The sequence below is a fragment of the Actinomadura rugatobispora genome (genome assembly GCF_042656285.1).
In the GTDB taxonomy this organism is placed as follows: domain Bacteria; phylum Actinomycetota; class Actinomycetes; order Streptosporangiales; family Streptosporangiaceae; genus Spirillospora; species Spirillospora rugatobispora.
In genome coordinates, this window is sequence record NZ_JBHSON010000057.1 from 36395 (window position 1) to 51084 (window position 14690).

The 14690-nt window shown below is 68.3% G+C and carries 10 protein-coding genes and 1 pseudogene; 4 read left to right on the forward strand and 7 right to left on the reverse strand.

The annotated features are described in order from the left end of the window. Positions 1-370 precede the first annotated feature (370 nt). Complete coding sequence (locus ACFPZN_RS34225; protein WP_378286460.1) at positions 371-856, forward strand: hypothetical protein; 486 nt, start codon at positions 371-373, stop codon at positions 854-856. 512 nt (positions 857-1368) lie between these two features. Here ACFPZN_RS34225 and ACFPZN_RS34230 read toward each other — a convergent pair. Continuing rightward, on the reverse strand, positions 1369-2700 hold the full coding sequence (locus ACFPZN_RS34230; protein ID WP_378286461.1) for a TrkH family potassium uptake protein: 1332 nt from the start codon (positions 2698-2700) through the stop codon (positions 1369-1371). Positions 2701-2797: 97 nt separating this feature from the next. Here ACFPZN_RS34230 and ACFPZN_RS34235 point away from each other — a divergent pair, with 97 nt between their 5' ends. Further along, positions 2798-3100 carry a hypothetical protein gene (locus tag ACFPZN_RS34235; protein ID WP_378286462.1) on the forward strand — a complete coding sequence of 101 codons (303 nt, stop codon included), beginning with the start codon at positions 2798-2800 and terminating at the stop codon, positions 3098-3100. Between the two features lie 1013 nt (positions 3101-4113). Here ACFPZN_RS34235 and ACFPZN_RS34240 read toward each other — a convergent pair. Further along, positions 4114-5277: a hypothetical protein gene (locus ACFPZN_RS34240; RefSeq protein WP_378286463.1), complete on the reverse strand. Its 1164-nt coding sequence runs from the start codon at positions 5275-5277 to the stop codon at positions 4114-4116. 527 nt (positions 5278-5804) lie between these two features. On the opposite strand from ACFPZN_RS34240, the gene ACFPZN_RS34245 reads away from it, so the two are divergent. Further along, positions 5805-6368, forward strand: a complete 564-nt coding sequence (locus ACFPZN_RS34245) for a hypothetical protein (protein WP_378286464.1) — start codon at positions 5805-5807, stop codon at positions 6366-6368. Here the strand turns inward: ACFPZN_RS34245 and ACFPZN_RS34250 are convergent. The 3 genes from ACFPZN_RS34250 to ACFPZN_RS34260 all read right to left on the reverse strand — a co-directional run bounded on the left by ACFPZN_RS34250 (position 6356) and on the right by ACFPZN_RS34260 (position 10430). Continuing rightward, the gene (locus ACFPZN_RS34250) at positions 6356-7198 is read right to left on the reverse strand and encodes a hypothetical protein (RefSeq protein WP_378286465.1); all 843 of its coding nucleotides are present in this window, start codon (positions 7196-7198) and stop codon (positions 6356-6358) included. The genes ACFPZN_RS34245 and ACFPZN_RS34250 overlap by 13 nt on opposite strands. 1811 nt (positions 7199-9009) lie before the next feature. Continuing rightward, positions 9010-9954, reverse strand: a complete 945-nt coding sequence (locus ACFPZN_RS34255; protein ID WP_378286466.1) for a sigma-70 family RNA polymerase sigma factor — start codon at positions 9952-9954, stop codon at positions 9010-9012. A gap of 272 nt (positions 9955-10226) precedes the next feature. Next, positions 10227-10430: a hypothetical protein gene (locus tag ACFPZN_RS34260; RefSeq protein WP_378286488.1), complete on the reverse strand. Its 204-nt coding sequence runs from the start codon at positions 10428-10430 to the stop codon at positions 10227-10229. Between ACFPZN_RS34260 and ACFPZN_RS34265 the strand changes: the two are divergent. Beyond that, a pseudogene (locus tag ACFPZN_RS34265) lies at positions 10365-11001 on the forward strand (ISNCY family transposase); the annotation flags it as partial. The gene ACFPZN_RS34260 and the pseudogene ACFPZN_RS34265 sit on opposite strands and share 66 nt — an antisense overlap. Positions 11002-11620: 619 nt before the next feature. Here the strand turns inward: ACFPZN_RS34265 and ACFPZN_RS34270 are convergent. Both ACFPZN_RS34270 and ACFPZN_RS34275 read right to left on the reverse strand, forming a co-directional pair. Further along, complete coding sequence (locus ACFPZN_RS34270) at positions 11621-13195, reverse strand: ATP/GTP-binding protein (protein ID WP_378286467.1); 1575 nt, start codon at positions 13193-13195, stop codon at positions 11621-11623. Next, positions 13192-14673: an SCO6880 family protein gene (locus ACFPZN_RS34275; protein WP_378286468.1), complete on the reverse strand. Its 1482-nt coding sequence runs from the start codon at positions 14671-14673 to the stop codon at positions 13192-13194. The genes ACFPZN_RS34270 and ACFPZN_RS34275 overlap by 4 nt, the downstream gene beginning before the upstream one ends. Between the last annotated feature and the right edge of the window lie 17 nt (positions 14674-14690).

The window sequence follows — 14690 nt, forward strand, 5'->3', positions numbered from 1 at the left end:
TGTAAATCAAGAAACTGTGTACTCCTGATCAAGATCACGGCCTTGGAGTTCGCCGGCCAGCCTTTCGCAGCCCGGCGTTACTGGGAAAAGTATCCAATCTTCCATTTGCATTAACCACTCGTTCACCCGAGCCATCGGGTGACTACTGCCGATGGCCCGGTTTCCTCTGCCGATCTCCCTTACCGAGAGGACCGGATCGCCCCTTGTGCTACGGTGAGCGCGATCCACAAAGCGATAACTTTTCCCTTATGCGCGAAATGGAGCCGGGGCTGTTTCCGCATATCGATGGAGCCGCGCTGAAGTCTCGCCATGGACATCGGGATACGCCCGTCGGCGGGATGCGGTGTCTCAACACAGCGAAGGAGATGTCATGCGTGCACGGATTGTCGCGGCCATGGCCGTGGGGCTGTCCGGGCTTTTCTCCGCGCCGGCCGCCCAGGCGTCGTCCGGGCCGATCTACTGGCAATTCAAGAACGAGGCCTCAGGACGCTGCCTGACGACCTACGCGAGTGGCGCCATCCACGCCATCAAATGCGACTCCAGCCAGCAATCCCAGCAGTGGCACTGGCTGAACAGCGAATGGACAGAAATGCGGATGCTGCGGAACAGGTGGACCGGGAAGTGCCTGGTGCACCATCTCGACACCGACGCCGTCACGTCGGGGGCGTGCAACGACCGGACTTCCCGGCACTGGCGGAAGACCAGCACTTTCAGCCCTACTGGCATCGACGCATGGAGGAATAATGACTGGAATGGCACCCTCGCCAACTACTACGGTTCCGACCGCGTGTTCATGAGTTACCGGGAAAACGGGCTGCCCCCCAGCGAGAAGTGGGCCTACACGCGGACGAACTAAGTACTGAGGTCTCAGGCAGGGAGCTCATCGGTTCAGGGACTTGACCAACGGAGACCACGTGAGCGGGTGACCGGCCGGCCGGTGCGGTCGTTCTGCCGAATCGCTGCTGCCATCGCCAGGATGCGCTGGGCGACGCCTTCGATGGTCCGCCATGGTGCTCGAGGTCGAGTCGGCCTTTCAGGGTGCCGTTGACTTGTGGCCGCCGGTAATCGGCGATGACGTGGTCGACGCACACGGGCGGGAGATCTACTCCTTCTTGTGCATGCTCACCAATTCGGACTGCCTGCCGAGTCGCGTGTCCTCATGCGTTCTGCTCGCTTGCGCTGTCGATGGGCGGTGGTGCCGCTGGTACCCGGGTGGGCGCGCTGTGTGGGCGCCGGGTGGGGCGCGCCGGGAAGGCGCGCCCCCGGACCTTGACCGCAGGTTCATCCTGGCCGAGCTTGGCCGGGGGAAACCATGGTCTGCTGAGGCCGGGTTGGCCGGTGCTGGCTCCGGCGGAAGCCGAGGGTGGATCAGCCGACGATGGAGTGTTGTTCGGGCAGTTCGTAGCGGCGGGTGCGTTCGCGCAGGGCAAGGGCGGTGCCCAAGGTGAGCGGGCCGATGCGGCCGATGAACATCAGCGCGATCAGCAGCAGGTGCGCGGCGGGTGGCAGATCCGCGGTGATGCCGGTGGACAGTCCCACGGTGGCGAACGCCGACACCGCCTCGAACAGCACCAGGTCCAAAGCGTGGTCGGTGATGGCCAGCAGCGTGAGGGTGGCGGCGGTGACCACGCCGATGCTGAGCAGGACGATCGCGATGGTCTGGCGCAGGGTGGATTCGGGCAGGCGGCGGTGGCCGATGTTGACGCGGGATTCGCCGCGCAGTTCGGCCCACAGCACGAAGCCCAGCAGGGCGAAGGTCGTGACCTTGATGCCGCCGGCGGTGCCGGCGCTGCCGCCGCCGATGAACATCAGGACGTCGGTGGCCAGCCGGCTTTCGGGCCGCATCGCGGCGATGTCGAGGTTGTTGAACCCGGCCGTCCGCGGCATCACCGCGGCAGTGAACCCAGCCAGCACGCGCGACGGCCCAGACAGCGCCCCGAGGGTGGCGGGGTTGGTCCACTCGGCCACGGCCAGTACCAGGGTGCCGCCGGCCAGCAGCACGGCCGAGGTACCGACGGTGACGCGGGTGAGTATCGACCAGCTGCGCGGGCGGCGCCAGCTGCGGGCCAGCTCGAAGATCACCGGAAACCCGAGCCCGCCCATGATGACGGCGGCACAGATGGTCAGGCTGATCCACGGGTCGGCGGCGAACCGGACCAGGCTGTCGGGCCACAGTGCGAACCCGGCATTGTTGAACGCCGACACCGCATGGAAGATCCCCAGGTAGACCGCGCGTGCGAACGGCTCGCCGTACCCCAGCGCGAACTGGCCCGTCAGCACCGCCGCCACGAGTGCCTCGCAGGTCAGCGTGAACAGCACCACCCGCCGGACGAACAGGCGGATGTCGGCCATCTGCAGCGCCTTGGTCTCGGCCTGGGCCGCCAGCCGCGCCCGCAGACCGAACTGCCGCGACAGCACGACCGAGAAGAGGGTCGCCAGCGTCATCAGCCCCAGTCCGCCGACCTGGATCAGCGCCAGGATGACGAGCTCACCGAACCTCGACCAGTGGTTCGCGGTGTCGACGGTGACCAGCCCGGTCACGCAGACCGCCGAGGTCGCCGTGAACAACGCGTCCAGCAGCCGGGCCGAACCGGCGCCCGGCGTGGCCGCCGGGAGCCACAGCAGCAGCGTCCCGATCGCGATCGCGACGACGAAGCCGGTGACCACGACCTGGCCCGGATGCTGGAAACGTTCCAGCAACCTCGTCTCCCACGGCTGCAGACGCCGCGTCCTCTGCCGCAAGAGAACCGTCCTCCCCTACTCGATTCCGCACGAGAGGCCATAACACTGTGGATATTTGTCGCCACATTTCGCGCTGATCGGGTGGGATGCGGAGTCGTGCGCAAGGCGAGCAACCTGCCTGGATCGCGCCGACAACCTGTGGGAGCAGATCAAGCCGCTGCTGCCGAAGGACGAGCACCGCAAACGCCATGCCGGCCGCAGGCTCCTGGACGACCGCAAGGTGGCGTGCGGCACCCCGTTCGTGCTGCACACCGGTTTCGCTGGGAGTTCCTGCCCAAGAGTTGACGTTCGGGTCGGGAATGACCTGCCGGCCGACCGCCGACCACAACAAAACAACGGCGCCTGGCAAGGGCATTAAGAGCCGCCTCGCCCAATGTGGCATCCCACACGGTTCCGTCCCGGGCGCGCACCGCTCCTTGGTCGAGCGCACCATCGGGCGCTGCCTTGGTTCCGCCGCTTACGCATCCGCTGGTAGAACCCAACGGTTGCGCGGCCGGTGCCTACCGCAGGCTTCCCGGCCGGAAAGGGCCAGCCTCTGATCTCTTCCCGAGGAGGATCCGCAAGTCATCGATCGACCGGAGACCTGTCCAGAAAAGGCGAGCGATCCTGGTTATGGGATGGACTCGAACTCCCCGTACGCCGGTCAATCGACCGTATCAGTGAGGCGAAGTAGGTCAACACAAAGGCGATACAGAACGCCCCCGGAATGATAAAAGTACCCCATTCAGGCATTGTTCTCCTTACCCTGTCATGATGGATCTGCGAAGCAAGGTGATCAGCGCACGCTCTACAGAGGACTGTCCGCGGCAAATCAGCGGGGTCAACCTCTGCGCAGGGGATTTCTCAGTCACGGGAAGCGCCAATCCGGGTGTGGCGTTTATAGATGCTCACGGCCTGATGCGAGACAGCTGGCGTTGAACGAGATCGCCCTAGTGCCCTGGGCTGGCTCCTCGTTGCATGTTCCCTTGGCGCTCCGCAGCCTGCGAACTACGTAGAAATGGAGAATCTCGTTGCGAAACCTGGATGGACCAGAAGCAACCTGGTTGACATCCTCCAGAGGGTCGATGACAACGCTCGATAGGAATATCGGGATGCCGGGCGACGCACCCTTCGCCGCCTCCGGGCCTCTGGCCGTGAACCTTTACTGGGCCCCGGGCGCAGTCAACGTTGCGACGCTTGAATGGTCGCGGCGTCTACCAATCAACTGTCGCGGCTGCGTCGGGCCGACCCGGCACGGCGGCGCGACGGGAACCCTGAGACGAAGGAGGCACGAGGCGGGCGTCGATGCGCCTCGTGCTCTTCTCCCGCGTCCCCGCACACGCACCCCCATGGAGGCTGGCCGTTCTGCCGACGGGTATCGGAAACCGGAAGTCAGGGCAGCGGCTGGGCGACCTCGGGCTGGAGGAGCCGCACCTCGGCCCGGGTGGGCGTGGCGGCCAGGCCCTGCAGGTCTGCGGTTGCTGCGCGCAGGCCCGCCACGGCCACACGCCCGAGGTCGCCCAGCATGATGTCGTAGGCGATGTCCCGTACCACGTCGGTGCCGAGGGACGAGTTGATCAATTCGCCGATGGTCTCGGTGAGCACCCGCTGGTAGGTCTCGAACCGAACCGAGCCGACGACCACCGGATTCCACTCGAGCCCATCGCCCGCGCTCACCCGGAACGCCAGCCCGCCGGTCACCGGGTCGAGCCGCTCCAGGTCGATCTCGCCGAAGACGTGGCCCCGGGCCGCCGGGGTCCCGTCGTGCGTGAGCAGCAGCACCGGAACCGTGAAGGCAACGGGCCCGGCCGATCCGCGCGGCCGCTCTACGACGCCCCTTGGCGCGGGCGGGATCTCGACACCGTCGAGTCCGGACAGCATCCGGAACGTCGCCAGGCCGAGAACGCTGTTGAGGGCGAGGGCCGTGGCGCGCGTCACCGTCTCGACCTCGCCGGGCCTGCGGGCAAGGTAACCGCCGAAGGCATAGGCGATGATGCGTCGGCGCATCGGGGAGCGCAGGAAGATGCGCAGCCGGACGCCCGTGATCGGAAGCCTGAACGTGGCGTCGGTGTCGCCGATCTCCGACCTGATGTAGTCGTCGGCGGCCCTGTCCAGCTTGCCGACCAGTGTCAACGCGCCTGCGCCGTGTGTGCGGGCGATCTCCAGAACGTACAGCTCGCCGTCCAGATCGGCGATCACCTCGTCGCCGCCGAGGACCGCCGACAGAGCGCGAGCGGTCTCGCCGAGCTCGTGCAGGGTCCTGCGGGGCATCCGAGGCCGCAGCACATTCCTCTTGGTCACCACCACCCCGCCCACGGATTCCTCGATGCACTCGACCTCGCGCTCGGCCTGCTTGGCGGTGTAGTCGCGCAGGCTGAACGCGACCACCTCGTCGTCCGTCCGCACGCCGCAGGTGGCCTTCAGTGCCTTCTTGGCGCTGAGCGGATAGGGCGTTCCCTGCCGGAAGTATCGGGTGGCGTCCACGAAGACCGGGGCACTGTCGCCGAACACTCGCTCCAGGTAGAGCTCTTCCTTGATCTGCGAGGTGGAAGTCACGGTGCGCCTCTTCCGCGTCCGGCCGCCGCCCGTGTGGCCGGCCGACGGCAATATTCTGTCCACCCGGCCGGACCGGCCAGGTGTGGCACAGGCCGCCGAAACCGGTGGCTTTCCCGTCTAATACCGTTTCGGGACGGGCGGGATCGGCAAGCACCGGGGCGGAAACGTGCGGATCACCGGTCGGTGGGGACAGTCATGTGTGACACGAGGGCGGCCCACCCAGAGAAGCTGATGCATGAGCTGCGGCCAGCCCTCCGAGTACCTGATCTGGGGCCCGGGCCGGCGGCCCGGTCGCGGACGGGGTACCCACCGTGGACGTCAGTTCCCGCGTACAGGGAGGCCACCACGGTGATCCGGCACCCGGCGGGGCTCCGCATGGTGACGCCGGACGAGGCGGCACGTTTCAACCTGGACAGCGACCGCGTGCTCGGCCTCCGCACCGCACGCCGCCACTGGGGAACCTCGCCGGCCCGGCACGGATGCCCGATGAGAGGGGAACGGTGGCACGATCACAGAACCGCACGAACATGGTGCTGCTGACCGTGGACGAAGAGAACGTGCTGATCCATCGCAGCGTGCTGGATCGGGTGGCCGAGATCGCCGAGCGGCTGGAGTGCCGCAGCGCGGTCGCGCTGGGCAGCCCTGCGGCCGTGTTCGAGGAGGGTGCCGCCCTGGCGCGACTGCGGCGTGATCTGGATCAGATCATCGCCTTGGCGGACGCGGCCTGGCGCACCGGCCGGCTGCTGGGGGACATCGCCGTCGCGCCGGGCGATCAGCCGGAGCGGGTGCTGGACACGGCCGAGGGCAGGCTCTGGGCGCATGCGCTCCGCAGGCTCGAACTGCATGGGACTGCCAGCCCGCGCCGCGTCACCGAACTGCGCGAGCCGCCTGGTACCGCGCGGCGGGCCCCGCTGAGCAACCTCATCGAGCCACTCGCGCAGGCGGCGGCGCGAGCCCGGGTCCTGGACAGGCGCGAACGGGAGCATCCACACTCCGAGGACGAGGGGCCACCCGCCGCTGCGGCGGATGGCACGTCACTTCATCCTCGGGAATGCGACTTTGTTCCCGGGGCGGGCACTCAAGGCAATTGAGTGAGCTTCCCCGGGGCCACGGACTGCCCGGAGACGGCGAACCTCAGCGCCGCCCGGATCCGTGTCTCCGGGTTGGCGATGAGAGCACCGACCTGGGCCTCCGCCGCCATCTGCTCGGCGACCACCCCGGGACGGACACCGACCACGTAGTCGGCCTCCATCGGACCGGCGGCGGTGACGCATCCCGCGGGCAGCGTCGCGTACGCACCCAGGAAGACCCGGCTGCCCGCCGGGACGAGCGAAGCGAGCGCGCGCACCACGATCCGCGCGGCCGGGCCCGTCACGGTCACCGCCCGCATGTGCTGGAGCGCCAGCGCGACCTGCGAGAGCTGATCGCCGGTGATGATGCCACCGGCCAGGAGCCAGTCCGCGTCCGGGCTCGCACCAGTGCGGCGGCTCACGACCACCGCGCCGCCGACCCGGGACACGACGGCCTCCATCCTCTCCCCTGCGGCCTTGAACACCTCGACGGCCCGCCTGGCAGCGGCGAGGCTGGGGAAGCCGGGGACGGGATACACGCCGTCGCTGCCGCAGACCGTCACATCGGTGCCCTGGATGTGCACCTCGTCGATGCGCTCGTCGCGCCACAACTCGCCGAGCAGGTGAACGCCGTTGAGCACGGCATAGACCCGGCGGGCCATCGTCTCGTCCCCGTTGGTGTGGCGGGTGAGCACGTCGATCCAGATCTCGGAGATCCGCGCCCCGAGCGAGCCGGCGATCCGCTCCGCGGCCAGCCACTCCGAATCCGGCGAGTGCGGGTTTCGCGGCCCGGCCTCGGCGGTGGGCTTCCGCGTCTCGGCCCCTCCGGGAGCCTGGACGGGGATCTCCACCGGCGCCTCCCCCACGGCTTGTTCATCGCGCTGCCCTGGAGCCCGTGTTCGGGGTGGCTTTGAAACCTGTGCCGCGGCATGCTCGGATGCGTCCTGAGGCTGCTCGGGGACCTGAGTCATGGGTTGACCGGACGCCACCACCGGCGGCTTCGGAACTGAAAAGACCACCGTCTGGAGCGCGGCGTTCTCGGCGGCGGACTGTGGTACCGAGGGAGTTCCGGCGGCCTCAGCCGCACCGTTCCCGCCGGAGGGATCCCCAGCCGAGGGCAGCGAGGCCTTTTCCCCACGAGCACCCGGCTCCTCGGCACCATCCGACGACCCGGCAGCCGGTGCGGTCGGTGTGGCCTGCCCGGCCCGAGGTGGCGGAGCCTCGGCAGCGGGCCCGGCCACGAGCACATCCTGGGGATCCCTGGAAATGGGCGGCTTGTCGGCCTTCGCGCCTACACCGAGGGTTGCCCAGAAGTCCGTCCCCGCGCCGGAATCATGGTCTGCTGCCATATCGAACGTTCCTTCCGTGAATCGGCCAGACTTGAGGGATCAGCGCGATGAGGGGCCGGACGGTAGCGCCGCTCGCGGCGGCGTCGAAGACCGTCTGGCACCGGCGGTCTCCCGCCGTTCCTCCCGCCCGAGGCTCCCGCCGCGACGAGGGTCGGCTCAGTCGCCATCACAACGGTCCTCACCACTCAGGTCGTCGACCGGCCGTCGGACGGCCATCCCCTCTCCCTCCGACTGTGGAGACAACAGCGGCCGCCGCCAGCGCCGGCCACTGGACTCTTCTCAAGAACCCACCGAAGCCCGGGAGACGACAGGTCGGAGCAGCTCGCATTGACCGGGCCGCGGGCTGCTGACGTCGAGCCGGGCGGGTTCCATGGCTTCAGCGCGGGGAGTGCGGGAGGCAGCCTCATGGGGCAAGTGGCCGTCTTACGGCACTCGTGAACGTCGGGACGGGCGCTCGCGCGGACGGCCAGGGATTCTCCGCGTCGAAACAGTTCAGGGCGTCATCTGGGCCAAGACCCTGCTCGGCGTGCGCCGCCAGGCAGGCGGCGCCGTGGCCAGACCTTCGGCGCGTCGAAATTGCCGACCAGCTGGCGCCAGACGTGCACGGGCAGGCGGTTCGGTGCGGCGCAACCCGCACACCGGCTACAGCGCGGCATGGAGCCCTCGCCCGCCATGCTGGGGCAGGCGCGAGGGGTGGCCGCTCGCGATGGGCGCGTCCCGCGAAACGACCATCTCGGCACTCACCGCACACTCGCCTTCGAGTCCAAGGCCGGTCGGTCACGGCGAGCCCATGCTCCACAACCAGCGCGATCGATGCTTCCAGCGGCGCAGCCAGCCGTGCGCGCCACTCCTCCAGGTGCCGTCCGCCGCCTGATCGTGCGCGTCGTTCTGATGCCCGACCCTCCCGGTCGCGGTGCAAAGCACTCACCGTCCCAGACCCCGCTCCCCTGCGCCCGCGCCGGACCTGCTCAGCCCCGAAGCTTGTGAGCACATGAGAGGACTGGCTATGTGGGTCAGGAGCGGCGGGCGGGTTCATGGCGGTTCAATCCCCCAGGACCGCCTCCGGCGAGGCATCGAACGGACTGTTCCCCTCTGTGGCTTCCGGAGGCGCGATGCACATGCCGTTCCAGGTCCCTGGCGTTCCGAAGAATTTCCAGCCGCCGCTCGGCACACGATCTCTGGTCGTCCACGATCGACGACCCTGAGTTCCGGAGGCGGACGGTGTCCTGGATGTCGTCGACGAGGATCCACGAGCTTTGGTTCCGGCTTTGGCCGCCCGGCTCGGCAGCGGGCCATAGGCTCCCACTCGTCGTTCATCCTGCCCGGCCTGCAAGTCTTCCGGAGGCGTCCGATGACGTCCCCGCGATGGTCTCGGCGAGCTTAGCCAGCGCCTTCCGCTCGATCTGCCGCACCCTTTCACCAGACAGCCCAAGCCGCTCGCCGATGGCGCGAAGTGACTCCTCAGGCTCGCCGTCCAATCCGAACCTCCGCGCCAGTACGAAGCGTTCGCGCGATTCGAGCTTCGGCAAGTCACGGCCTATGCCGCGCAGGTTGAAGCGGCGCAACACCGTGTCCTCGGTGGACGGAGAGGGGTCGACCAGGCGTTCTTCCCACGCCACCTCGTCCTCTCCTTGGTCACTGGCGGGCGTGTGCAGGGTTTCAAGCCGGGGCGGGAGCAGGACCCTGCGCACCTGGGCCTCGGACACCCCGGCGCGCCTGGCGACGTCGGCGTAGTTCACCGGCGCGTCCGGCCCGGCCACCTCCAGATATGCCTGCTTGGCAGCCAGGATGGCAGGCCGCTTCTCGAAGTCCCCCGGATTGAGATTGGGGTGGTCGATGTCCCTGACAGCCCGCAGCACCTCTCGCTGGATGGGCTTGAACGCCCAGCGAGAGAAGGGCGCCCGGTCCGGATCGTAGGAGCAGATCGCCCGTAGCAGCCCTATCTTGCCGGCGCTCTCGAGGTCCTCGACGTGTTCGTTGGACCTGGAGGCGAACAAGGCGACATATTTGCGGACGAGCCCCAGATTCAGATCCATGATCCTGCGGGTAACGTCCTCCAGTTCACTCTCGGCTCTACGCAACGCCAACTCCAGGCGGGCGTCGGACTCACCGTCGTTGACCATGGCACGCAGGGCGCCGAGTTGTTCCAGAAGCTCTTTGCGCAGCGTGAAGAGCTCCCTGTTGCACGTGTGGTAGTTGACGGCTGCGGTACGGTCGCCGACCGCCTGCTGCACGGTTTCCATCGTCTCCCCCGTCACCAGAAGACTGTTGAGATCGGGAAGTTGGCGATAGCAGATAATCGCGGGCCGCCACACTGGCAAAAGTGACATCATTCGACGCTTCAGGAATTGACCATTGCCCTATGCCGGCGGGCCGAACCCCATCGACCACACCCAATGAAGCAACGCGTCTTATAACTGCCTTCTGTTGTGCCGGGCCCCTCATCAGCAACCTGGTGTCAAGAAGATGGCATGCGGACCCCGCCACCACCCCTGGAAGGTTCCAGGGTCCCGGCCTCGTCGGTCAGTGCTCAGAGGCAGTCATCGCCTATCGCCGGTGGCAGCCGCGTGCCTCCACGCGGCATCCAGGCGAGCAGGCCCAGGGCGATCTCCAGCCACACCTGGTTCTGCTTAGCGTGGTAGAAGGGCAGGTCGCGCAGACCAGTGGCCCACGCGCGCCATTGATGTCTTTGCTGCGGCTGCTCTACCTCAAGCACCGCTACCAGCTCGGACACGCCTTGTGGTGGCCGACTCGGTCACCAGGCGCCGGATCCGCCGAATCCCGTTGAAAAGGCCGGTGCCCCGCTCCACCAAGTTGATCGAGTTGGTCGGCCGCGCCGACCCGCAGGTGGTCGAGAAGCCGAACACCGGCGCTGGTCGGCAAGCTGCGTATCGACTCCTCCGTGGTGGACGCCAGCATCAACCGTCCCCGCTGCCGATCTGCTGGAACACGGGGGTCGCAAGCCGGGCGGTCCAGTGAAACCGATCAAAGCCGCCGGGGCGGCCCGCGGCACGGCGTTCCCGGACCGCAGCCGCTCGGCCGGACGACGGCTCAGGCAGATCAGCCGACTCACCGGCCAGATCGACCCAAAGGCTCACCGAGCCCGGAACCACCGTCCCTCCGAACGGCTGGAACGACTGGTCGATGACCCGGAGGAGACGGTCGCCGGCCCAGACCGCCCAACGGTCTGCGGGCGATCGCACCACTCCCGGCCGGACGGTGCGGCTGGCCGATCCGGTGCCCGCCCGATCCGCAAGGGCAAGCCGCAGCACCCCACCCAGTTCGGCTATGTCGTCCTGATCGCCGATGACGACTGCGGCTTCCTACCCTTCCACCAGGTCAACAACGGCAACCCCGGTGACGCCAAGCAGCTCGTGCGACCGCGGATTCGGCGGCCTTGGCCGCGCTCGGCGTCCGACACATCGGCCTGAACGCGGCGGCGCCCTCAGCGAGACCCACCGCGAACACGTGCACACTCGATCGTTCCGGCGGATGCGCGACTGCGCGTCGGCATCGAAGCCCGCATCGGCGGCCTACGCCACCACGCCGCACCCAAACCCGGGCGGGTCGGGGGTCTGTGCCTACAACCTCCAGAGGATGCCCGTGATCAGCCGCTGACCACCAGGCCCGCCGGGCCCACACGGCGGCCCGCGGCAGACAACCAGGCGCTGCCGGACATCCGAACTGACCGATCACCGGTGCTCCCCCTTTCAGGGGGAAGTGAGCCGGATCGGCCACACGTCGGTGGACGCCCCGGCCGCTTGGGTCTCGATCGGGCAGTGTGGTGCCGTCTGAGCAGGTCTCGGTGCCGACGCACACCGGCAGTCGCATACGACCAAGCGGCACGCGTGCGGCAACGCCGCGAGCAACACCCGACCCGGCGCAGTAGAGCTGCCTCTTCTACCGCCCAGCTGGCGGTCCAGGTCAGGCGGTGTTGGCGGACGCTCTCGTGGTCGAGTGGATCCAGCGCTTGTTGGTGTCGTTGACGTCCTTTTCGACGGAGGTGAGCTCCACCTTGAACGGGATGCCCGGGCGGCCTCCGACCTTGACGAGGAACCTGCCGCGTCCCGGGGGCTCGGCGTCCTGGTTGAGGGTGGGATTCCACGAAGGTGGCGTGGACCAATCGACGATCATGCGCTGTTCGGCGGACGACATGCGCACCACTTCGTTCATCATGGGCATCTCCGCCTGCGGCAGTCCGCCGCAGATCACCATGCCCGCGCGTTCGGCGAAGCCCTTGGCCTTGAGCCGGTCGGCCTGATCCGTCAACGCCAGCAGGTCGGCCATGCTGTGCGTGATCAGCGCCTGGCCCAGGCCGCGCTGCCGGTTGAGGCGGGTGAGGGCGTCGACACGGTCGACCAGACCGCGCCCGGCCCGTAGGACCCGCCACAACTCGTCGAGGACGACGAAGAAGTGCCGCTGGGGCGCCAGGCCCTCATCGGCCAGCGCGTGCGCCGCCTCCACCGCACCGAACCCGTCCGACCAGCATGCCAGCAGGACGGCGGCCTGGAGTTCGGCGTCGGCGTCGTCGATCCCGCTGATGTCGATGCAGACGCCTCCCGGATTGTCCAGTTGGATCGCGGTCGTGGTCTGATGCGCGAACGTCTCCCCCATCGGGCCGTCCAGCATCCCCAGCAGCGAGGCGTGCAACGGGTCCACGGCGGCGCGATAGCGTGCCTCGTCCCCGCGGGCCAGGGTCACCGCGCGAAGCCGCTCCGGCCCCTCATTGATCACCTTGATGAGGTCGGGCAGGACGGGCACGCCGGGATGGCGCTCGTCCAGCACCCGCAGTGCCGCGTTGAGGACGGAGCGCTCGATGTCGGCGATCGGGCTCCCGCGCAGCGTCGTGACCAGCGCGGCGACGATGTTCAGCCGGCGCCCGTGCGCGTCGGCGACCAGCTTGGCCCGGGCCTGCTCCGGAAGCCTGGCCGCCACGGCGGCCGTCGCACCGGGGTCGAGCACGTTCAGCGAACCCAGCCCGCGGCCGAGCTTGATGATCTGCCCGCCCATCGCGCGGATCAGATCGACGTAGTCGGGTTTGAGGTCGCCGAGCACCATCGGGAACACCCCGTACCCGGCCAGCCCCATGACCATCCGGCGGATCAGGGTCGACTTGCCCAGCCCGGGCTTGCCCAGCACCAGGACCGAGGGGTTGTGGATCAGGTTGGCGCGCTGGAACCAGGAGATCGGATCACAGCACAGGGAGGCACCGGAGGTCATCTCACGGCCGAGCGGCACGCCCACCATCGGTGTCCCCGACCCCGCCCCGAACGGCCACAGCCCGCACACCTGAACGGTGGTCCCCCGCCACTCGGGAGGCATCTCCACGTAGGAGGCCCGGCCCCCGCCGCGGTGGCCGAAACCTCTGTGTCCGGGCTTGCGCTCGGCGTCGCCGGTCTTCTCCTTCTTCTTGTTCTTCTTCGCCCTTTTCCTGGGAATCTCCCTGGTCTCCGCCGCGAGTGCCTCGGCATCGATGAGTGGTTCCGGTGAATCGTTCACAGAGAGTCCCTCACCACCCCGGGCACCTGAAGATGATCTGGAAGCACGATGCCCAGTGGCAGGGCGGCCGCGAACGCCGACGCCTGGGATCCGTACATCCGCCGCAACCGCACGCGCGCGGGGGGCGCGAGCGTGTCGACGGCGGCCGCCGCGAGCGGCAGGTCCTCGGCCGAGCGGACGGTGGCGGTGACGAGCATGGTGAACCGGGTCACCCCCGCGCCTCTGGCCTCCTCGAGAGCCGACTGATCGCTCTTGACGACGTCGATCTCGCTCCGGGCGGCGGTGCCGGCGCCGTTCAGACGGAAGCGCGCGTCCTTGCGGTCCCGTTCCACGATGCTCGCGGCGGCGCCCGGATCGTAGGGCCGGTAGAGGAAGGTGACGCGCTTCCGGGCGATGTCGTGGTGCGGGGACACCAGCCCGGTCATCACGCTGGACAGCACCTCGCCGCGAGGCGCCTCCGACATGCCCCAGGTGATGGAATGGCCGCTGTCGTGCACGTAGTGATCCCAGAGTTCCTGCGCCGCGACCGGCCCGGCGTCCTCCCAGCGCGTTTGCTCTCCCTCCGTCGCCTCCACGCCCGACTGGGAGCCCGGGTCGTAGGCCATCCGCACGGCGCGGACGAGTTGGTCGGCGGTCATCGGGCGGGCGGATCCGGCACCGGTCATCTCCAACCTGGAGGTCAGCCCGGGGATGCGCATCCCGATCTCCCGCGCCATCTCCTCCTCGTTACGGCGCTTGCCTCCGGGCCGCGGCAGAGCCGAATAGGTGACGGCGATACGGGTGGAGACCCGTGCGCTCCCCACCGGGTAGTTCCAGACGATCTCTTCGAGGGCCGCCCGAGCGAGATCAGGGGCATTCGGGTCGATGTTGGCCTCCACCTCCTCGCGGAGGCGATGGCCGAGGTCCGGGGCCGTCTCGATGGTCACGCTCGCGCCGACCAGGCCCGGTTCGTAGCCGAGCGCGGCCAGCCAATGCCCCCAGTAGGCGACCCACGTGTCGACCTGCACCTGATCGACCAGCGCCGCCCCGTCGGCGTTGCACTCGAACACCGCCGTGTAGTGCTTGGTGGACGGGGTCACGATCACGGCGAACGGGCGCCCGTAGGAGTCGCGGGCCTCCACCAGCCGGGACTGGGCGAGCAGCCCCGGAAGCCGGTACGAGCCGTGTGGGGTGATGCTCAGCGGACCTGAACGGTAGAGATGCCAGCCCTGGGACCGCCCCCACGACCAGGCGCCCCGGGCCGTCATCGTCTGCAGCGCGGTCCGCCCATGCTTGTCCTGGATCAGCAATGGCACCATGACCAGCGCCAGCACCACGGCGCTGATCAGGCCGAAGAGCGGCGACACCATCATGACGAGGGTGACGATGACCATCCCGACCATAAGGATCATGGTCCCGAGCAGCCCCAGCCGCCCGATCCCCGGAGTGACCGGCTTACGCCAGTTCCCGTAAGTGGGCTCACGATAGTCGGTCGTCATTCAAGCTCACCTCATTC

Bases quoted from the DNA above. Each gene is read 5' to 3' on its own strand.
- ACFPZN_RS34225 (WP_378286460.1), top strand. From the start codon at position 371: ATGCGTGCACGGATTGTCGCGGCCATGGCCGTGGGGCTGTCCGGGCTT.
- ACFPZN_RS34245 (WP_378286464.1), top strand. From the start codon at position 5,805: ATGGTGCTGCTGACCGTGGACGAAGAGAACGTGCTGATCCATCGCAGC.
- ACFPZN_RS34275 (WP_378286468.1), bottom strand. From the start codon at position 14,673: ATGACGACCGACTATCGTGAGCCCACTTACGGGAACTGGCGTAAGCCG.